The following is a 20,286-nucleotide window of genomic DNA, read 5'->3' as shown; positions in this document are numbered from 1 at the left end:
ACTTATTTATAAAAATTAAAAAATATTTAACTGTTAAAAAAGAAAGAATAAAAGAAGATATAATTGCAATTATTACCAAATAATTAAATTCTGTTGGTTGATTAAAAATATCTTTTAAACTAAGTACACTTGCACCAGCTAATGCTGGGATAGATAGTAAAAAAGATATTTTACTCGAATCCACTCTATTAAACTTTAAAATCCTCGCAGCTGTTATTGTGACGCCTGCTCTGCTTACTCCAGGTATCAATGATAAAATTTGCATTACTCCTATAAATAAAATTGATTGAATATTTAAATTTGTAGAAATTTTTTTATCAAAACGACTTTTGTCAGAAATGTATAAAACAACCGCAAATATTAAAGTTGTCCATGCAATAGTTTCAATGTTTCGTAAACTATAAATTAGCCCTGTAGTGTATAAAATATATCCAAAGATTATTAATGGAATAGATCCAATAATAATTAAACTTATTAGTCTTTTATTTTTATTAATGTTTAATAACTCTTCTTTGAAATAATAAACTATTGCAAAAAGAGATCCTAGATGAAGGCTAATATCAATTAGTAATGAGCTAGATTTAAATTCATACAAACTTGAAACTAAAATTAAATGTGCAGAAGAACTTATTGGAAGAAATTCTGAAATCCCTTGAATTGCTGAAAGGATTAAAACTTCTATAATATTCTGAAACATAATTTCTTCGTAGCTTATAAAGCTTATATTTCAAACAATACGATTTGATCATAGTAGCTATGCATTTATTAGAAACCCGTTTGTTTATAACAAAAATGAAAGATTAAAGGTCAATAAATATGACCTATTAAATGCTTTATTTTATAAAATCATTATATAATTTGCCGAAAATTATATTTTTTATGACTGACAAAATGTTAAAATTTGTAAAAATAGGTCAGCAAACTCCACCTAAAAGGGAAGTTGATCAAAGAAAAAAGGATTTTAAAGAGATATATGACGAATATATCAACGAAAAAGCTAAAGAACAATCAAGTAGATGTTCTCAGTGCGGAGTTCCTTTCTGTCAGGTTCATTGTCCTTTAAGTAACAATATTCCTGACTGGCTAAAGTTAACTGCCGAGGGAAGATTAAAAGAAGCATACGAGCTTTCACAAAGCACTAATAATATGCCCGAGGTTTGTGGAAGAATCTGTCCGCAAGATAGATTGTGTGAGGGAAATTGTGTAATTGAACAGTCTGGTCACGGAACAGTTACAATTGGTTCCGTTGAAAAATATATAACAGATAATGCTTGGGAACAAGGTTGGGTTAAACCAATCGAAGTTACAAATGAAAAAAATCAAAGTGTTGGAATTATAGGAGCTGGTCCTGCGGGATTAGCAGCGGCAGAACAGTTAAGAAAAAATGGGTATAAAATTACAGTTTACGATCGTTATGATAGAGCTGGAGGATTATTAATATATGGAATTCCAAATTTTAAATTAGAAAAAGAAATAGTTGAAAGACGAACAAAGCTTTTAAGAGATGGTGGAATAGAATTCATAAAAAATTTCGAAGTTGGCAAGGATGCAAGCTTAGAGCAATTAAGAAAAAAACATGATGCAGTATTAATTGCAACAGGAGTTTACAAAGCTAGAGAAGTTAATTTACCAGGTAATGATTTAGACAATATTTTTCCAGCAATGGATTTTCTTACAGCATCAAATAAAAAAGGATTGGGTGATGAGGTTGAATTATTTGATAAGGGAATTCTAAATGCAGAGGGAAAAGATGTTGTTGTAATTGGTGGAGGTGATACCGCAATGGATTGTGTGAGAACTTCAGTAAGACAAAAAGCAAAATCAGTAAAATGCTTATACAGAAGAGATAAAGAAAATATGCCTGGTTCAGCAAGAGAAGTTGCAAATGCTGAAGAGGAAGGTGTTGAATTTGTATGGCTATCTAGTCCTAAAGAATTTAAAGGAACTAATAAGGTAGAAAATTTACTTGTAGATCAAATAAAGTTAGGTGAACCAGATGAAACTGGTAGAAGAAAACCCGAAGTACAAGAAGGATCAAGTTATGAAATAAAAGCAGATATGGTTATTAAAGCTCTTGGATTTGATCCAGAGGATTTACCTAATTTATTCGATAGCAATGAACTTCAAGTTACAAAATGGGGAACAATAAAAACTGATTTTGATACTATGGAAACTAATCTAAGTGGCGTTTTTGCTGCTGGGGATATAGTTAGAGGAGCTTCATTAGTTGTTTGGGCAATTAAAGATGGTAGAGACGCAGCAGATTCCATAAAAAATTATTTAGAAACAAAATCCAAAAATGAGAAAAAAGTTGCTTAATGAAAACTTATAAAAAAAATTTTGATCTACTTAAGAAAAACAATGTCTATTCTGAGGATATGGAGCATGATGCGTGTGGAGTAGGTTTAATAGCTTCCACTGAGGGAAAAAAATCCAGGAATGTAGTTGAATATGGAATTGAAGCTTTAAAAGCTGTTTGGCATAGAGGTGCGGTAGATGCTGATGGGAAAACAGGAGATGGAGCTGGAATTCACGTAGAAATTCCAAAAGATTTTTTTATTGAGAAAATTGAAGTTACAGGACACACGCACGATAATTCTGAAATCTGCGTAGGAATGATTTTTCTTCCACGTAATGACTATGCAGCACAAGAGAGCTGTAAAACAATTGTTGAAAGCGAACTAACGAAAAATGATTTTAATATTTATGGATGGAGACAAGTTCCCGTTAATCCAAAGGTTTTAGGTGAAAAAGCTTTTCAAACTATGCCTGAAATTATTCAGGTACTTTTCAAACCTCATAATAAAGAACTTACAAATAAAGATTTGGAGAGAAAAATTTATGAGACAAGAAGAAAAATCGAAAACGAAGCTTTCAAAAAATCATTAAATAATTTTTATATTTGTTCCTTAAGTTCAAAGTCAATTATTTACAAAGGAATGTTCTTAGCCGAAGCAATTTCAGATTTTTATCTAGATTTAAATGATGAAAGGTTTGTATCAAGATACGCAATATTTCATCAGCGGTTTTCAACCAACACAGCTCCAAGTTGGAATCTTGCTCAACCATTTAGAGCAATTGCACATAATGGAGAAATTAATACTTATAGAGGAAACAAAAATTGGATGAAAGTTCATGAACAAGAAATGAATAGTCCATTATTTGATGATATAGAAAATCTTAAGCCAGTTATTCAACAAGGAGCCTCAGATTCTGCGGCTTTAGATAATGTTTTCGAATTATTAAACATTTCAGGTCAACCTGCACCATTAGCTAAATTAATGTTAGTTCCTGATGCATGGTCTAAGAAGAATAAGACTTTACCAAAAGATCATCAGCAATTATTCAATTTTTTAAATAGCACAATGGAACCTTGGGATGGACCTGCCGCTATAGCTGGAACTGACAATGAGTGGGTTATTGCAGCAAACGATAGAAATGGATTAAGACCTCTAAGATATGCAATCACTAAGGATAAGTTATTGTTTGCAGGCTCAGAAACTGGGATGATCGAGCTAAATGAAAAAAGAATTTTATCAAAAGGAAGATTAGGTCCTGGAGAAATTATAGGAGTAAGAATAGAAAAAGGTAAAGTATTTACTAATAAACAAATTAAGGATTACTTAGCAAAAGAGTATAAACATTTTAATTCACAAATTATTGATTTAGATGACAAACTAACGATTGAAGATGAAAAAAATTCTTTTTCAGGGGATGATTTAAGAAGAAGACAATATACTTTTGGAATTAGTTTAGAGGATCTTGAATTAATTTTACACCCTATGGCTGAGGATGCAAAAGAGGCTACAGGATCAATGGGCGATGACACCCCTTTAGCTGTGCTATCAGATAAATATAGACCTCTGTATCATTTTTTTAGACAAAATTTTAGCCAAGTTACAAATCCACCAATAGATTCTTTAAGAGAAAACAAAGTGATGAGTTTAAAAACAAGATTTGGAAATCTAGGCAATATTCTAGATTTTGATAATTTAACAAAACAGAATATTTATGTTCTTAATAGCCCAATTTTATCTAATTCTCAGTTTGAAAAATTCATCAATTTTTTTGGAAATAATTCAACAATAATTGATTGTACTTTTGAAGAAAGTAACAGTTTGTACGAAGCTATTAAAAAAATTCAAAAAGATGCAGAAATTGCTGTTAGACAAGGTGTTACACAATTAATTCTTAGCGATAAAGATTTATCAATTTCAAAACTTCCAATTCCTATGCTGCTTGCAGTTGGTGCAATTAACTCTTTTTTAATTGAAAAAAAATTAAGAGGGTATGTGTCAATCAATGTCCAATCTGGAGAAGCATTAGATACTCACTCTTTTGCAACTTTAATTGGTGTTGGAGCAACAACAGTAAATCCTTATTTGGCGTTCGACAGTTTATATCAAAGATTTGAAAAAAAATTATTTGGAAAGTTTAGCTTTGAAGAATGTGTTGAAAGATACATTAAATCTGTCAATGCAGGTTTATTAAAAATTATGTCTAAGATGGGTATCTCTGTTTTAAGTTCTTACAGAGGTGGATGCAATTTTGAGACTGTTGGATTAAGTAGAACTATTGTTTCAGATTATTTTCCAGGAGTTGTATCTAAAATTTCTGGTATTGGACTTACTGGAATCGAAAAAAAAATAAGAGCAATTCACAAAGAAGCATTTGAAAGCACTGATACAATTCTTCCTATTGGAGGGATTTATAGATATAGAAAAAATGGAGAAACACACCAATATCAAGGCAAACTAATACATTTACTTCAAAGTGCAGTTGGTTCTAATTCTTATGACGCTTATAAAAGATATGCAGAGGGTATTTATAATTTACCACCAATAAATTTGAGGGACTTAATTGATTTTAGAGAAAAAAAATTAAAGGGAGCTATAGATATTTCAGAAGTAGAACCAATAGAAAATATTTTAAAAAGATTTGGAAGTGGAAGCATGTCTCATGGTGCTTTATCTAAAGAGGCACATGAAACTTTGGCTACAGGCATGAATAGAATTAAAGGTGCTTCTTGTAGTGGTGAAGGTGGTGAAGATGAAAAAAGATTTAAAGTGTTAGATAATGGAGATAGTGCAAACTCAAGAGTAAAACAAATAGCTTCAGCAAGATTTGGTGTAACAGTTAATTATTTAAACAATTGCAATGAGATTGAAATAAAAATTGCACAAGGTGCAAAGCCAGGAGAAGGTGGACAACTCCCAGGTTTCAAAGTTACCGATGAAATAGCAAAGTTAAGACACTCAACGCCTGGAGTAACACTAATTTCTCCTCCACCACACCACGATATTTATTCAATTGAAGATCTTGCGCAGCTTATTTATGATTTAAAACAGATTAATCCAAAAGCAAGAATTGGAGTAAAACTAGTTGCTTCCTCAGGAGTTGGGACTATTGCTGCAGGAGTTGCCAAAGCAAAAGCAGACATAATATTAATTTCAGGACATAACGGTGGAACTGGAGCTACTCCGCAAACAAGTGTAAAATACGTAGGTATTCCATGGGAGATGGGATTAACAGAGGCTAATCAGGTTTTAACATTAAATAATCTTAGACACACAGTTACACTTAGAACTGATGGAGGGATTAAAACAGGTAGAGATGTTGTTATAGCAGCCATGATGGGAGCAGAAGAGTATGGAGTTGCAACAACTGCTCTAGTTGCAATGGGATGCATAATGGTAAGACAATGTCATTCGAATACATGCCCCGTTGGTGTCTGTACTCAAGATGAAAAATTAAGAGAAAAATTTACTGGAACACCAGATAAGGTTGTTAATCTATTTACGTTTATAGCAACTGAGGTTAGAGAAATTTTAGCTAAATTAGGTTTTAAATCATTAAATGATATTATTGGTAGAACTGACTTACTTAGACAAGTTAGCAAGGGTTCAGATAATTTAGATGATTTAGATTTAAATCCTTTATTTGTTCAAGCAGATACTGGGAACAATACTAGATATTGTGAAAACCAAGAAATTAATTCAGTGCCAGATACTCTAGACCAAGAAATATGGCCGGAGATTGAAAAGGCTTTAGATAATTCTGAAAAAATTGAAAAAGAATATTTAATTAAAAATACACATAGAGCAGTTGGGACAAGAATTTCTCATCATTTATATAAAAAATATGGTTATGAAAAACTTGATGATAATTTTTTAGTATTAAACTTTAAAGGATCAGCTGGTCAATCTTTTGGAGCCTTTTCATCCAAAGGTTTGAAGTTAGTATTAAAAGGTGATGCAAATGATTATGTCGGCAAAGGTCTTTCAGGAGCTACAATTTCTATAAGACTACCAGAGGAAAGTAACTTAGTTTCAAATGAAAATACTATCTTAGGAAATACAGTTCTATACGGAGCAACATCTGGAAAACTTTTTGCAGCCGGTCAAGCTGGTGAAAGATTCTCTGTAAGAAATTCAGGTGCAGTTACAGTTATTGAGGGATGTGACTCGAATGGATGTGAGTATATGACTGGTGGAACTGTAGTAATTCTAGGAGATGTTGGAGATAACTTTGCTGCTGGTATGACAGGTGGTATGGCATTTATCTATGACAAATCAAAAGAATTTGAAAAAAAAGTAAACCCAGAGTCAGTAGTTTGGCAGAATGTTGAAACAGATTATTGGAAAGAAAGTTTAAAAAATTTAATCAAAGAACACCATGAAGAGACAGGATCTTTGTTATCTAAAGAAATAATTGAAAATTATGATAATGAAATTAATAATTTCATTCAGGTTTGTCCTAAAGAAATGTTGGATAAACTGAAAAACCCTATCAGCTTAAAAAAAGTTATAAAAGAAGTTAGTTAATTAATAATTTTAATTCTTTTAAGATTATATTAAGCCATTTCTTATTTGATAAGCTATGGTCACCTTTTTTTACAATGATCAATTTCTTTTTTGCTTTTGGAAATAGTTTTAAAACTTTTCTAGAATAACTTACCGGTACAGCTTCATCATACTCACCATGCACCATAGTAACATTAATTTTTGAATTTATTTTTTTATTTAAAACTCTATTTTTTCTTCCATCTTTTATAAGCTGATAAGTGATTGGATACTCATAATTCCCATGTTTTAGGTGATATATACCTTTTTGGATTGTTTCTTGCTTTATTTTTTTGGAGAATTTTTTCCACATCAAATTTTCTAAAAACTCAGGTGCCGAGCCAATTCCCAAAAATCCCATAATTTGTTTTTTAAATATTTTGAATTGTCTTAAAGCAATCCAAGCGCCCATACTTGAACCAATGACATAAAAATTATTATTTTTTATATATTTATTTATCAATATAGAAGTTTCTTTAGTCCATTTTGAAATATTTCCATTTGTGAATTTACCTGTAGATTTTCCATGACCTGAATATTCTAAGGCAAGAAAACTTATTTTATTTTTTCTTGCAAATTTTAAAAAAGCTTCTGGCTTTTTTCCCTCAAGATCTGACATAAATCCATGTAAGAAAACTATGAATGGAGAATTTTTATAAATTTTACAAATATGTCTAATTTTCTTAGTCTTTGAAATTTTGTGGAATCTGAAATTTGCCATAATCGTTTATAAGAATTGCTAATTAATATATAATCATATCAAATGTCATCTAATTTAAAAGTTTTGCAAGTAATACCAAAACTTGGATATGGTGGTGCAGAGACCGGCTGTTATGATATTGCTCACTATTTGCCAGAAAACGGTTGTAAGTCATTTATAGTTACTAGTGGTGGTGAGTTACTTAAATTTGTAGATAAAAATAAAGTAAAAGTTTTTAGACTTCCAGTTCAGAGTAAAAATCCAATATTAATTTTAATTAATGCAATAATTTTAACTTTTATTATTTTAATTAATAATATTTCGATCATACACGCCAGAAGTAGAGCGCCTGCATGGTCTTGTTTAATAGCCTCCAAGATAACAAGCAGAAAGTTTGTAACTACATTTCATGGAACTTATAATTTTAAAAGTAATTTGAAAAAATTATATAATTCAGTAATGGTTCGATCTGATTTAATTATTGCAGGATCAAATTTTATTTTTTCACACATCAAAGAAAATTATTCAAATTATTTAAATCAAAAAAAAAAATTATTAGTAGTATTTAGGGGAATTAATGTTGATTATTTTGATCCTACTACAAAACTTGAAACTGAAGAAAAAAAATTATTAAAACAATGGGAAATAGAAAAAGATAAAAAGATTATACTTTTGCCTGGTAGATTAACTACCTGGAAGGGACAAGAGGTATTTATTGAAGCAATTAATCTGGCAAATATTGAATTAGGTTATGAAGCATTTTATGCTGTTATCCTTGGAAGTGATCAGGGAAGAGACCTGTATAAAAAAAAACTAATAAGACTTTCAGAACAATATAGGTTAACTAAACAGCTAAGATTTATCGATCACTGCAAAGATATGGCGTTAGCTTACAAAGTGTCTGATATAATTGTTTCAGCTTCTATTGAACCAGAAGCTTTTGGTAGAGTTTCTGTAGAGGCCCAATCTATGGAGAAACCAATTATTGCGAGTAATATTGGTGGCTCTAATGAGACTGTCATTGATGAAAAAACAGGCTATTTATTTAAAGCGGGTGATGCAAAGTCTTTAAGTCAGAAAATTTTAAAAACACTGACAATTGACGATACTCAATTAAAATTAATTGGTGTTGAAGGAAGAAAAAATATAGTTCAAAAATTTAATGTTGAAAAAATGTGCTTTTCTACTTATTCAGAGTATAAAAGATTAATAAATTAAATGCCTATAATTACATTACCTGATGGAAATAATATTGATTTCCCAAATAAAGTTACTGGATTAGAAGTAGCAGAAAAAATTAGTAAATCATTAGCTAAACAAGCAATGGTGATAAGTGTAGATGGTGAGTTAAAAGACTTAGAACATCTAATTGAGAAAGACTGTTCAGTAAAAATTTTTACATCTAAAAATCCTGAGGGTCTAGAAACCATTAGACATGATACTGCTCACATATTAGCAATGGCAGTACAAGAATTGTTTCCAGGAACACAAGTTACGATTGGCCCTGTAATTGAAAACGGATTTTATTATGATTTTGCTAGAAAAGATCCGTTTACAGAAGATGATTTAGCAAAGATTGAAAATAAAATGAAAGAAATTGTTGATCGAGACGAGATTACCAAAAGAGAAGTTTGGGATAGAAATAAAGCCATAGATCATTTTAAAAAAAAAGGTGAAATCTATAAAGCCGAGTTAATTGAGGCAATACCAGAGAATGAGGATGTTTCAATTTATTTTCATGGAGATTGGCATGATCTTTGTAGAGGACCCCATCTTTCTTCAACAGGTAAAATAGGTAAATACTTTAAATTAATGAAAGTTTCAGGAGCTTATTGGAGGGGTGATTCAAACAATGAAATGCTTCAAAGAATTTATGGTACAAGCTGGGCTTCTCAAAAAGATTTAGATGAGCATCTAAAAAGAATAGAAGAAGCAGAAAAAAGAGATCATAGAAAATTAGGAAAAGAAATGGACTTGTTTCATTTTAGAGAAGAAAGTCCAGGCTCAGTTTTTTGGCATGAGAGAGGGTGGGCATTATTTCAAAAATTAATTAATTATATGAGAAGCAGACAGGATGCTGCTGGATACAAAGAGGTAAATACACCTGAAATTTTAGACCGACAATTGTGGGAAAAATCTGGTCACTGGGAAAAGTATGGAGAAAATATGTACACATCAGAAACTCCTGATGAAAAAGTCTTTGCGATAAAACCAATGAATTGTCCAGGTCATATACAAGTATTTAATCAAGGATTGAAAAGTTATAGAGATCTTCCATTACGTATCACAGAATTTGGTAAGGTTCATCGTTACGAACCATCAGGTGCTTTACATGGTTTGCTTAGAGTAAGAGCTTTTACACAAGATGATGCGCATATTTTTTGTGCAGAAGATCAAATTACGAGTGAGTGTTTAAATGTAACAAATTTAATATTAGATATTTATAAAGATCTTGGTTTTGAAAATGTGATTTTAAAATATGCTGATCGACCGGAGGTTAGAGTTGGAGATGATGAGGTTTGGGATAAGGCAGAAGCTTCACTTCTTGAAGCAGTTAAAGCTTCTAAGTTAGAATATAGTATTAATAAAGGTGAAGGTGCCTTCTATGGGCCAAAAATTGAATTTGTTTTAAGAGATGCTATCGGAAGAGATTGGCAATGTGGAACTTTACAAGTTGATTTAAATTTACCTGGAAGATTAGATGCATCATATGTTGATAAGGACGGAACAAAAAAAGTTCCTGTTATGCTTCATAGAGCTCTATTTGGTTCTCTAGAAAGATTTATAGGAATATTGATTGAAAATTATGCTGGTAAATTTCCTTTTTGGATTTCACCTTTACAAACAATGGTAATTCCAATTTCAGAAGAATTTAATGATTACGCAATAGAAGTATCTAAAAAAATTAAAGATGCGGGCATAAGTTCTGCAGTTGATATTAAAAATAATAATTTAAACTATAAAATTAGAGATCATTCTTTAGCAAAAATACCTCTTTTATTAATTTGTGGTAAAAAAGAAGTTGACTCCAATTCAGTAACGATTAGAAGGTTAGACTCTAATAAACAAGAAAATATGGATATAGATTCATTTTTAAAAACTTTCTCTGCTTTAAATAAAGCATCATCAAACTAAGTGGCAGATTTCAAACAAAATTACTTTCAAAGAAGAACAAAGGATAGAGGTCCAAGATCTAATAACCGAATATCTTCACCGGATGTTCAAGTAATTGCAAGTGATGGTGAAAATCTTGGAGTGATCAGTACTAACGAAGCTATATCAATGGCAAAAAACCAAGGATTAGATTTAATTGAAATCGCACCCAATGCTAACCCACCAGTATGTAAAATCATGGATATGGGTAAGTATAAATATGATGCTCAAAAAAAAGCAAATCTTGCAAAAAAGAAACAAAAAATAATTTCATTAAAAGAAATTAAAATGAGACCTGTAACAGAAACTCATGATTACGAATTTAAGGTCAAAAATGCAAAAAAATTTATCTCTAAAGGAGATAAAGTTAAATTTACTATCAGATTTAAAGGGCGAGAGCTCCAACACTCTCATTTAGGCAATGAACTGATGGGTAAAATTAAAGAGGATATGAAGGATATTGGTAGAGTAGAGTTGCAACCCAAATTTGATGGGAAGCAAATGATTATGGTAATTCAACCTTTATAAGCCTTAATAGAGGTTGTAAAATTTAAACATTCTTTGTATAAGTCCGCAGAATTATGCCAAAATTAAAAACAAAAAGCTCTGCAAAAAAAAGATTTAAAATATCAGCTAAGGGTAAAGTTATATCTGCTCAAGCAGGTAAAAGACACGGTATGATTAAACGAACGAATTCACAAATTAGAAAATTAAGAGGCACTACAACTTTGTCTAAACAAGATGGCAAAATTGTTAAATCATACATGCCTTACAGTTTAAGAGGGTAACAATGGCAAGAGTTAAAAGAGGCGTAACAAGTAAAGCAAAACATAAGAAAGTTTTGAAAGCCGTAAAAGGTCAGTGGGGCAGAAGAAAAAATACTATCAGAGTTGCTAAACAAGCTATGGAGAAATCCATGCAGTATGCTTATAGAGATAGAAGAAATAAAAAAAGAGATTTCAAATCATTATGGATACAGAGAATTAATGCCGGTGTAAGAGCAGAGGGTATGACTTATTCAAAATTTATTAATGGTTTAAGTAAATGTGGTGTTACAATAGATAGAAAAATTTTAGCTGAAATTGCCTACGATAGTCCAGAAGCATTTAAAACAATTGTACAAAAAGCTCAATCCGCTTTAAATTAATCTCTATTGTTTTTATTTCTTAAGGAAATAATCTACTAATATGTCAGACATAAAAAATATTAGAGATCAATTTTTATCAAAGCTCAAGAATGAGCTAAGTTTAGATGAAATCAATTCAATCAAAACAGAGTTATTTGGAAAAAATGGTCAAATTTCGTCTTTATTCAAAACTGTAGGATCAATACCAGAGTCTGACAGAAAAACTTTTGCAGCAGACTTGAATAAAATAAAAGATGAACTGCAATCTTTAATTTCAGAAAAGATTAAAGAAATAGAAACAAAAGAAGTTAATCAAAAACTTGAAAAAGAAAAAGTTGATATAACTTTACCTGGAAGACCTTTTGTTAGAGGAAAAATTCATCCTGTATCTCAAACTATAGATGAAATTTCATCTATATTTTCAGAAATAGGTTTTAGTGTTGAAGAAGGACCAGATGTAGAAAATGAATATAATAATTTTACTGCACTAAATACTCCAGATAATCATCCAGCTCGTGATATGCACGATACTTTTTATTTAGACAAAAATAAGGAAGTTCTATTAAGAACGCATACTTCACCAGTTCAAATTAGAACTATGTTAAAAGACAAGCCACCGTTTAAAATTATTGCTCCAGGTAGAACATATAGATCAGATAGTGATCAAACACATGCGCCAATGTTCCATCAGGTTGAGGGCCTTCATATAGATAAAGATATTAACATGGGTCATTTAAAGGGATGTTTAAATTATTTTATTAAAGAGTTCTTTGAAGTGGAAAAAATCAAAATGAGATTTAGACCAAGTCATTTCCCTTTTACAGAACCATCTGCAGAAGTAGATATTGGTTACGAAATTAAAGATGGTAAAATTGTTATAGGAGAAGGGGATCAGTGGCTTGAAATTTTAGGATGTGGAATGGTTCATCCAAATGTTTTAAAAAATGTTAAAGTTGATCCTGCTAAATACCAAGGATATGCATTTGGCATAGGTATAGACAGGTTAGCAATGCTAAAATACGGTATTAATGATTTAAGAGCTTTCTTTGACTGTGATTATAGATGGTTGAATCACTTTGGATTTGATCCACTTGATGTACCCACAAATTATAGAGGTCTAAGTCGATGAAGATAACATTTGATTGGTTAAAAGATCATTTAACTGTAAGTGCAAAGGAAGAGAAGTTACTTGAAAAATTAACTGATATTGGACTTGAAGTTGAAAGTGTTGAAAATTTATCTGAAGGTTTAGATTTATTCAAAGTAGCAAAAATTCTAAAAACCGAAAAACATCCTAATGCAGACCGTTTAAAAGTTTGTGATGTTGATGTAGGTGAAAAAGAAATTAAGAAGGTCGTATGTGGTGCACCAAATGCTAGAGAAGGTTTAATTACTGTTTATGCTCCTCCTGGTGCGGTTATTCCAAAAAATAAAACTAAATTAGTTATAGCAAAAATTAGAGATGTTACATCTTATGGTATGCTTTGTTCTGAATCTGAACTCAACTTGTCTGAGGAAAGTGATGGAATTACTGAGCTTTCATCCTCAAAATACAACAAAAATATCGGAAAAAGTTTTTTTACTCAATCTAGTTATAATTTGATTGATTTATCAATCACACCTAATAGACCGGACTGTCTTGGTGTTAGAGGAATAGCTAGAGATTTAGCAGCTTCAGGATTTGGTAAATTAAAACAGATTAAGGAACAAAAAATAAAATCGAAAAAATCTCAAACAATTAAAGTAAAAATTACAAACGAAAAAAACCAAGGATGTTTTTCTTTCGGAAGCTGTTTAGTAACAAATGTAAAAAATACTGAAAGTCCAAAGTGGTTAAAGGATAAATTAATTTCTATAGGTCAAAAACCTATTTCAGCAATTGTTGATATTACAAATTATGTGATGATAGATATTAACCGTCCATTACACGCATATGATGCTAATAAAATTGAAAAAGGTATAATTGTTAGAAACTCAAAACCTGGTGAAGAGTTTACAGCCTTAGATAACAAAACATACAAACTTGAAGATGATATGTGTGTAATTAGTGATGACAAAGGTATTTTAGGACTTGGTGGTATCATCGGAGGCACAAGATCTGGAACAGAAATGGATACACAAAATGTTTTAATCGAGTCAGCTTATTTTGATCCAAGATCAATCAGAAAAACAGCAAAAGAATTAAATATTGATACAGATGCAAAATTTAGATTTGAAAGAGGAATAGACCAATTGTCGATTGAAGAAGGTTTAAATAAAGCAGCTTTTTTAATTAAAGAAATTTGTGGTGGTGAAATTAGTAAGATTGATATCCAAAAAATTAGTACATTTAAAAATCAAATAATTAAATTTGATCCAAATTCATTTGAAAAAGTTACAGGTTTTAAAATTTTAACAAAAGATATGTTAAAAATTTTAGATAACTTAGGTTTTAAATGCAAAAAAGATAAAAAAGTTTTTAAATTAACTATCCCTTCCTGGAGACCAGATATTACCCAGGAAATAGATGTTGTTGAGGAATTGGTAAGAATAGTTGGCTATGATAAAATCAAGATAGAAGAACCAATCAAAGAGAGAAAAAAATCTACTTTAACACAAACTCAAAAATTGTTTCATTTCCTCCAAAGATCTGTTGCCTCAAAAGGTTATTTGGAAGCAATTACTTGGTCTTTCACAGATGCAAAATATAATGATCATTTCAAAGGGCAAAATAATGAATTAAAAATTGTGAATCCTATAAGTTCAGAGTTAGGAGTTTTAAGAAATTCAATATTTTCAAATTTAATTATGTATATGAGTAAAAATATAGATAGAGGAATTAAAGATTTATCTATTTTTGAAATAGGACCAACATTTTTTGGAAAACAACCTGGTGAACAAAATATAGTAGTTTGTGGCTTAGCAGCTGGAAAAAAATCTCGTCTTTCCTGGTTAGAAAAAGAGAGAAATGTTGATGTTTTTGATATTAAAAAAGATGTAGTTCAAACTTTAGTTGAAGCAGGTTATTATGCAGAAAAATTTTATATTGATGATGAAACTCCTGATTATTATCACCCAGGAAAATCAGGAAGATTGTTTTTAAATAGAGGCAAAGAAAGTGTAGCAGCATACTTTGGTGAAATTCATCCAAATATCATTAAGCAAATAGATATGAAAACCGAGTCTTTAGTAGGTTTTGAAATATTTCTTGATAATTTAAAATTATCAAAAAAATCATTAAAAGATCAAAAAACAAAATATTCCGTTTCAGATTATCAAAAGTCAGAAAGGGATTTTGCTTTTATTGTTGATAAAAAAATTAATGCTCAAGATTTGGTAAAGGTCATATCAAATGTTGATAAAAATTTGATTTCTAACATTAAAGTTTTTGATGTTTATGAGGGTGATAATATTCCTGAAAACCAAAAATCAATTGCGATAAGTGTTACAATTCAATCTCAAGAAAAAACTCTTAAAGAAGCAGATTTAGATCAAATAAATAAGTCAATTGTAGAAACAGTGGAAAATAAAACTGGCGCTAAAATTCGATCCTAAAGCTAATGAGTTCAATCGATAATATAAGAAATTTTGCAATCATCGCACACATTGATCATGGAAAATCTACTATTGCAGATAGAATAATTCATAGTTGTGGTGGCCTGACTGAAAGAGAGATGAAAGCTCAAGTTTTAGATTCAATGGATATTGAACGAGAGAGAGGTATCACAATAAAGGCACAAACAGTAAAGCTAAATTATAAAGCTAAAGACGGAAAAGAATATATTTTAAATATTATAGATACACCTGGCCATGTAGACTTTAGCTATGAGGTAAGTAGATCGTTATATGCGTGTGAAGGTTCAATTTTGATTGTGGATAGCACACAAGGAGTTGAGGCCCAAACTTTAGCAAATGTTTACCAGGCATTAGATACAAATCATGAAATTGTCCCAGTATTAAATAAAGTAGATTTACCAGCTTCTGATTTAGAGAGAACAAAAAAGCAAATTGAGGAAGTTATTGGAATAGACACAGAGAATGCCATTCCATGTTCAGGAAAAACTGGCGAAGGAATAGGAGATATCTTAGAGCAAATTATAACCACATTACCAGCACCAAAAGGAGAAAGTTCATCGAATTTAAAATGTTTACTGGTCGATAGTTGGTACGATACTTATTTAGGTGTTGTTATATTAGTTAGAGTTATAGATGGGAAACTTTCTAAACACATGAAGATCAAAATGATGTCTACAAATCAAGAATATATCGTTGAAAAAGTTGGTGTTTTTACACCAAAGCCAGTTGATATCACTGAATTAAAAACAGGAGAAATAGGATTTATTACAACAGGGATAAAAGTGTTATCAGAGACAAAAGTTGGAGATACAATTTGTGATGCAACAAAACCATTAAAAGAAGCTTTACCAGGTTTTAAACCGAGTAAACCTGTAGTATTTTGCGGATTGTTCCCTGTAGATAGCTCAGAGTTTCAAAAATTAAAAGATGGTTTAGCAAAATTACAATTAAATGATGCAAGTTTTTCTTTTGAACCAGAGTCATCTTCAGCTTTAGGATTAGGATTTAGATGTGGGTTTTTAGGTTTGCTTCATCTAGAAATTGTAACAGAAAGACTTGAAAGAGAATTTGATGTTAATTTATTAACGACAACTCCTGGCGTAGTTTATAAAGTTCATTTGAATAATGGTGATACGATGGATTTACAAAATCCATCAAGCTTACCTGATCCTACATTAATAAAATATATTGAAGAACCTTGGATAAAGGCAACTATCATAACTCCAGATCAGTACTTAGGTTCAATAATTAAAATGTGCCAGGATAAAAGAGGAGTACAAACCAACCTTAGTTATTCTGGTAGTAGAGCAGTGGTAAATTATGAACTTCCACTAAATGAGGTTGTGTTTGATTTTAACGATAGACTTAAGTCTATGACAAGTGGATATGCAAGTTTTGATTATGAGATAATTGAGCATAGAGAAGGCGATCTAGTAAAACTTGGTATATTAGTAAATGGTGAACCAGTTGATGCTTTAGCAATGATGATACATAAAGATTTTGCTCAAAAAACCGGGAGAGAAGTTTGTGAAAAACTTAAAAACCTAATACCAAGACATAATTTTATGATTCCTGTTCAAGCTGCAATTGGAGGAAAAATTATTGCTAGAGAAACAATTAAAGGATTTAAAAAAGATGTTTTAACAAAAATTCATGGTGGTGGAGCCACAGATAGAAAAAGAAAATTATTAGAAAAACAAAAAAAGGGTAAGGCAAGATCAAAACAATTTGGAAGAGTAGAAATACCTCAAGAAGCATTTATTGGTGTCCTAAAAATAAATAAAGATAATTAATAAAATAAAAATCTTTTATGAAAAATTTTTGTGTTTCGATGACTTCAGTGCCACCAAGGTTTCCATATTTGAACAAAACTTTAGATTCACTACAAAATCAAAATATAGAACCTGAAAAAATTTTCTTAAATATCCCAATTAAATTTAATAGATTTGATGTAAAAGAATATAATTTTAGCTATCTTTTAAAAAAATATAAAAATTTAGAAATTAATCGATGTAATGATTTTGGACCTGGTACAAAATTACTAGGATCTATAGAAAAAATTAAAAATTATAATTTTGTAATCTTGTTAGATGACGATCATATATATAGAAAGGAGATGCTACAAATATTTTATAATCAAGCAATTCAAAATATAGAAAATTCATATAGTTTTTGTGTTAACGATATTTTAGATTGCAAAGTTGGCCAAGGAGCTGATGGTTTTTTAATTAATACAAAATATCTCAAAAAAATAAAATCTTTTTTTGATCGTTATATAAAAGATAACAATAAATTATTATTAAATGATGATCTATGGATTTCTATTTTTTTAAATAAAATAATGCGAATAGATATTATTTCTGTATTTAAATATCTTAAACAACCACTCTTTTTTAAACACAAGTCTATTTATAAAAAACATACCCAACTTGCTGCAATAATAGAAACATATAGTTCTGACAGAAAGAAAGCTAGAAAACTAAAATATGAAGAAAATTGTCGTGAATACCTTATAATAAAAAAAAAAACAAAAAATTTTTTAGAGGTTTAAAGAAAAATTTGGAGAGGTGGCCGAGTGGTTGAAGGCGCACGCTTGGAAAGCGCGTATAGGGGAAACTCTATCATGGGTTCGAATCCCATTCTCTCCGCCAGAAATTAAATCTCTATATTATTTAAAAATATTGAGCAATTTGACTTGATTATTATATCTTTCATGATCGTTAGAAGCTAATTTCCAATTATTTTCAAAATCATTATACAAAGATAACCAGTCCTGGAAATCAATACCTCTAGCAAATTTATTCGAGTAAGTTCTAATAATTCTATACTCATAGTCCCAATTGTATTTATACCAAAATAAATCTAGGGAAGAATTATCTATTATGCAAAAATATTCTTTTAAACTTTTCCACCAAAATTCTAAACTCCAATCTAAATTTTCCTCTAATTTTTGCAAATATCTAGCGCAAAGAAAAACTTCTGGGATTAAAGGTGTTCCATTAATCAAAACATTTTTTTTATTTAAACCAAATTTTTTTAATCCATCTATATAATTATCATCTTTGAAATAAATCAATAAGTCGTCAGTATTTCCGAACAAAACGATATCACTCAAGGAAAATATTCTAAACTTATATGTAACCAAGCTTGGAACAATTATTCTGGAACTAATTAGTTTGTTTTTCTTAACAGGAAAAGTCTTAATTAAAGATAATAAAAAGGTTTCTAAATTATTTTTATTTAACCGAACATCAGCTCTTGTCTTTAGAGAATATTTAGCACCTAATTTTAAAGCCAATTTTAAGCCAGCATTTGTAGAAATTATTTGTTTATCTATATTGTGCATAGTTTCTTTATTTGGTTCTTCACTATAAATTACATATGTGTTTGAATTTTTAAAATTATCTATTAATTTTTGATTTTCGTTCTTCCAAGTTGAAATTATTACTATGGAGTTTTTAAAAATTTTTTTATAAATATTTAAAGTCTCCCTTAAAAAATCAATTTTGTCTTGTATTGGTCCTTGAATTATTATTGCAATTTTCTCATTTATATTACATGTACTCTCAAGAAAAAAATCATTAGAATTTTTTGGTCTTAAATGTATGCTGAGGAAGTTATTTTTTGTATAATCTATAATAAAGCCTCTTTCTTTATGTGTAATACTCTGAAATCCAATTTTTTTATTCAATTTAATTTTTATAAAACTAAATTTATTCTTAATGGAGCTACTAAACTTTTTTAAAAAAAAAAATTTTTCTTTCCCTAGTACTTTTTCAAAAATTCTATTAAGTCTATAGTTATAGTATTTATCACCTAATTTTTTTTTAAAATATTTCTTTAAAATCATTTATTTTTTTGAATAAAGTTGTTCAAATCTTCAGGAGTACCAAGGCCCCACATTTGATTTACTTTATAAATTTTGATTTTTTTATTTTTTGAAATTAATTCATTATACGTTGGGCAGACATAGAATTCTTTATTTACTCTAATATTTTTTCTTATCATTTCTTCAGCAGAATTGACATAATCTGACCCATGTTTCCAATAGTAAACACCTACAGTGGCATTTCTTGAAATTACTTTTTTTTCAGCAACCTCAGTCACAAAACCTTTATCATCACATTTTGCATATGACCATTTAGGATGTATTGCCTCAAATGTTAAAATAGCTCCATCTAAATTTTTAGAACTAAATTCATACATGGCTTTAGAGCTATTCCAATCAATATATTGATCAGAGTTAGCTATTATCAATGGTTCATTATTATTAATATATTTTTTAGCCAATAAAGTTGTACATGCAGCACCTTCAGTTAATTGATCAAGTTCAATTATTTTGCATCCTGGTTTAAGAATATTTAAGACACTTTTTAAATTATATTTTTTCTGATGTTCTTTCTGAATAATAAAAATATAATTTGCTTTTAAGTTTAAACTTTCAACTACCCATTGGATCATAGGCTTGTTTTTTACCTCAATTAATGGCTTAGGAAATACATAACCAGCATCAAAAAATCTTTTTCCTGCTCCAGCCATTGGAATTAAAACGTTCATTTTATTATCTACCCAAGAAGGTTTTGTATGCATTTTATTTTTTTTATTTTTTAAAAACATCTTAATCTTTTCCAAGCTAATATCATTAAACTTTTTAACAGGATATAGGTTTGCACCCGACGAGATAGCTGCTTCTCTACCAAAATGAGAGTCTTCAAAAATTAAAACTTCAGAGGGATAAACTCCAAAATGAATAAACATTCTGAAGTAAATTTCAGGATTTGGTTTTGAATTTTTGATATTTTCGTTAGACAATTTAAGATTTACATATTTAGAAATACCTAGTTTGGCTAAACATATATTTAAAGTTGAACTTACAGCATTTGTAGCAATTCCAATTTTATATTTCTTAT

15 protein-coding genes and 1 tRNA gene are annotated in these 20,286 nt (G+C 29.8%); 12 read left to right on the top strand and 4 right to left on the bottom strand.

What is annotated here, in order from left to right; all coding sequences use genetic code 11:
* On the bottom strand, nt 1-697 hold a 697-nt coding region (locus ACTTAY_RS06630), incomplete at its 3' end, for an undecaprenyl-diphosphate phosphatase (RefSeq protein ID WP_440672832.1).
* A 182-nt stretch (nt 698-879) separates the two neighbouring features.
* On the opposite strand from ACTTAY_RS06630, the gene ACTTAY_RS06625 reads away from it, so the two are divergent.
* Together ACTTAY_RS06625 and gltB are read left to right on the top strand one after the other, a co-directional pair.
* The gene (locus ACTTAY_RS06625) at nt 880-2,319 is read left to right on the top strand and encodes an NAD(P)-dependent oxidoreductase (RefSeq protein WP_440672831.1); all 1,440 of its coding nucleotides are present in this window, start codon (nt 880-882) and stop codon (nt 2,317-2,319) included.
* On the top strand, nt 2,319-6,824 hold the full coding sequence (gene gltB, locus ACTTAY_RS06620; protein WP_440672830.1) for a glutamate synthase large subunit: 4,506 nt from the start codon (nt 2,319-2,321) through the stop codon (nt 6,822-6,824). Before ACTTAY_RS06625 ends, gltB begins: the two co-directional genes overlap by 1 nt.
* Here the strand turns inward: gltB and ACTTAY_RS06615 are convergent.
* A complete protein-coding gene (locus ACTTAY_RS06615; protein ID WP_440672829.1) occupies nt 6,817-7,563 on the bottom strand; it encodes an alpha/beta hydrolase in 747 nt (248 codons plus the stop codon). The two genes, gltB and ACTTAY_RS06615, sit on opposite strands and share 8 nt — an antisense overlap.
* A 42-nt stretch (nt 7,564-7,605) precedes the next feature.
* Here ACTTAY_RS06615 and ACTTAY_RS06610 point away from each other — a divergent pair, with 42 nt between their 5' ends.
* The 10 genes from ACTTAY_RS06610 (at nt 7,606) to ACTTAY_RS06565 (ending at nt 18,027) form a co-directional block, all read left to right on the top strand.
* Nucleotides 7,606-8,760 carry a glycosyltransferase family 4 protein gene (locus ACTTAY_RS06610; protein ID WP_440672828.1) on the top strand — a complete coding sequence of 385 codons (1,155 nt, stop codon included), beginning with the start codon at nt 7,606-7,608 and terminating at the stop codon, nt 8,758-8,760.
* Nucleotides 8,761-10,677 carry a threonine--tRNA ligase gene (thrS, locus tag ACTTAY_RS06605; RefSeq protein ID WP_262590114.1) on the top strand — a complete coding sequence of 639 codons (1,917 nt, stop codon included), beginning with the start codon at nt 8,761-8,763 and terminating at the stop codon, nt 10,675-10,677.
* On the top strand, nt 10,678-11,223 hold the full coding sequence (gene infC / locus ACTTAY_RS06600) for a translation initiation factor IF-3 (protein WP_075505925.1): 546 nt from the start codon (nt 10,678-10,680) through the stop codon (nt 11,221-11,223).
* A gap of 53 nt (nt 11,224-11,276) precedes the next feature.
* A complete protein-coding gene (gene rpmI / locus ACTTAY_RS06595; protein ID WP_023854436.1) occupies nt 11,277-11,483 on the top strand; it encodes a 50S ribosomal protein L35 in 207 nt (68 codons plus the stop codon).
* Between the two features lie 2 nt (nt 11,484-11,485).
* Complete coding sequence (gene rplT, locus ACTTAY_RS06590; protein WP_440613511.1) at nt 11,486-11,842, top strand: 50S ribosomal protein L20; 357 nt, start codon at nt 11,486-11,488, stop codon at nt 11,840-11,842.
* 40 nt (nt 11,843-11,882) lie between these two features.
* The gene (gene pheS / locus ACTTAY_RS06585; protein ID WP_440672827.1) at nt 11,883-12,950 is read left to right on the top strand and encodes a phenylalanine--tRNA ligase subunit alpha; all 1,068 of its coding nucleotides are present in this window, start codon (nt 11,883-11,885) and stop codon (nt 12,948-12,950) included.
* Complete coding sequence (gene pheT / locus ACTTAY_RS06580) at nt 12,947-15,355, top strand: phenylalanine--tRNA ligase subunit beta (RefSeq protein ID WP_440672826.1); 2,409 nt, start codon at nt 12,947-12,949, stop codon at nt 15,353-15,355. The genes pheS and pheT overlap by 4 nt, the downstream gene beginning before the upstream one ends.
* 5 nt (nt 15,356-15,360) lie before the next feature.
* Nucleotides 15,361-17,169 (top strand): translation elongation factor 4, encoded by a 1,809-nt coding sequence (lepA, locus tag ACTTAY_RS06575; protein WP_440672825.1) that lies wholly within the window; start codon nt 15,361-15,363, stop codon nt 17,167-17,169.
* Nucleotides 17,170-17,186: 17 nt separating this feature from the next.
* Nucleotides 17,187-17,927 carry a hypothetical protein gene (locus ACTTAY_RS06570; protein ID WP_440672824.1) on the top strand — a complete coding sequence of 247 codons (741 nt, stop codon included), beginning with the start codon at nt 17,187-17,189 and terminating at the stop codon, nt 17,925-17,927.
* 10 nt (nt 17,928-17,937) lie between these two features.
* A tRNA-Ser gene (locus ACTTAY_RS06565) sits at nt 17,938-18,027 on the top strand.
* 17 nt (nt 18,028-18,044) lie between these two features.
* On the opposite strand, the gene ACTTAY_RS06560 is transcribed toward ACTTAY_RS06565, so the two are convergent.
* Nucleotides 18,045-19,226, bottom strand: a complete 1,182-nt coding sequence (locus ACTTAY_RS06560; RefSeq protein WP_440672823.1) for a WavE lipopolysaccharide synthesis family protein — start codon at nt 19,224-19,226, stop codon at nt 18,045-18,047.
* The coding region (locus tag ACTTAY_RS06555) for an HAD hydrolase-like protein (RefSeq protein WP_440672822.1) at nt 19,223-20,286 on the bottom strand (1,064 nt) is incomplete at its 5' end. The genes ACTTAY_RS06555 and ACTTAY_RS06560, both read right to left, overlap by 4 nt.

Source organism: Candidatus Pelagibacter sp. HIMB1715 (assembly GCF_052047595.1).
Taxonomy (GTDB): Bacteria; Pseudomonadota; Alphaproteobacteria; order Pelagibacterales; family Pelagibacteraceae; genus Pelagibacter.
This window is presented reverse-complemented; position numbering and strand designations above follow the sequence as displayed.

What these genes read in the sequence shown, in the direction of transcription:
- rplT (WP_440613511.1), top strand. Translation starts at nt 11,486, where the DNA reads ATGGCAAGAGTTAAAAGAGGCGTAACAAGTAAAGCAAAACATAAGAAA.
- ACTTAY_RS06560 (WP_440672823.1), bottom strand. Translation starts at nt 19,226, where the DNA reads ATGATTTTAAAGAAATATTTTAAAAAAAAATTAGGTGATAAATACTAT.
- lepA (WP_440672825.1), top strand. Translation starts at nt 15,361, where the DNA reads ATGAGTTCAATCGATAATATAAGAAATTTTGCAATCATCGCACACATT.
- rpmI (WP_023854436.1), top strand. Translation starts at nt 11,277, where the DNA reads ATGCCAAAATTAAAAACAAAAAGCTCTGCAAAAAAAAGATTTAAAATA.
- ACTTAY_RS06570 (WP_440672824.1), top strand. Translation starts at nt 17,187, where the DNA reads ATGAAAAATTTTTGTGTTTCGATGACTTCAGTGCCACCAAGGTTTCCA.
- ACTTAY_RS06615 (WP_440672829.1), bottom strand. Translation starts at nt 7,563, where the DNA reads ATGGCAAATTTCAGATTCCACAAAATTTCAAAGACTAAGAAAATTAGA.
- gltB (WP_440672830.1), top strand. Translation starts at nt 2,319, where the DNA reads ATGAAAACTTATAAAAAAAATTTTGATCTACTTAAGAAAAACAATGTC.
- pheT (WP_440672826.1), top strand. Translation starts at nt 12,947, where the DNA reads ATGAAGATAACATTTGATTGGTTAAAAGATCATTTAACTGTAAGTGCA.
- ACTTAY_RS06625 (WP_440672831.1), top strand. Translation starts at nt 880, where the DNA reads ATGACTGACAAAATGTTAAAATTTGTAAAAATAGGTCAGCAAACTCCA.
- thrS (WP_262590114.1), top strand. Translation starts at nt 8,761, where the DNA reads ATGCCTATAATTACATTACCTGATGGAAATAATATTGATTTCCCAAAT.
- ACTTAY_RS06610 (WP_440672828.1), top strand. Translation starts at nt 7,606, where the DNA reads ATGTCATCTAATTTAAAAGTTTTGCAAGTAATACCAAAACTTGGATAT.
- pheS (WP_440672827.1), top strand. Translation starts at nt 11,883, where the DNA reads ATGTCAGACATAAAAAATATTAGAGATCAATTTTTATCAAAGCTCAAG.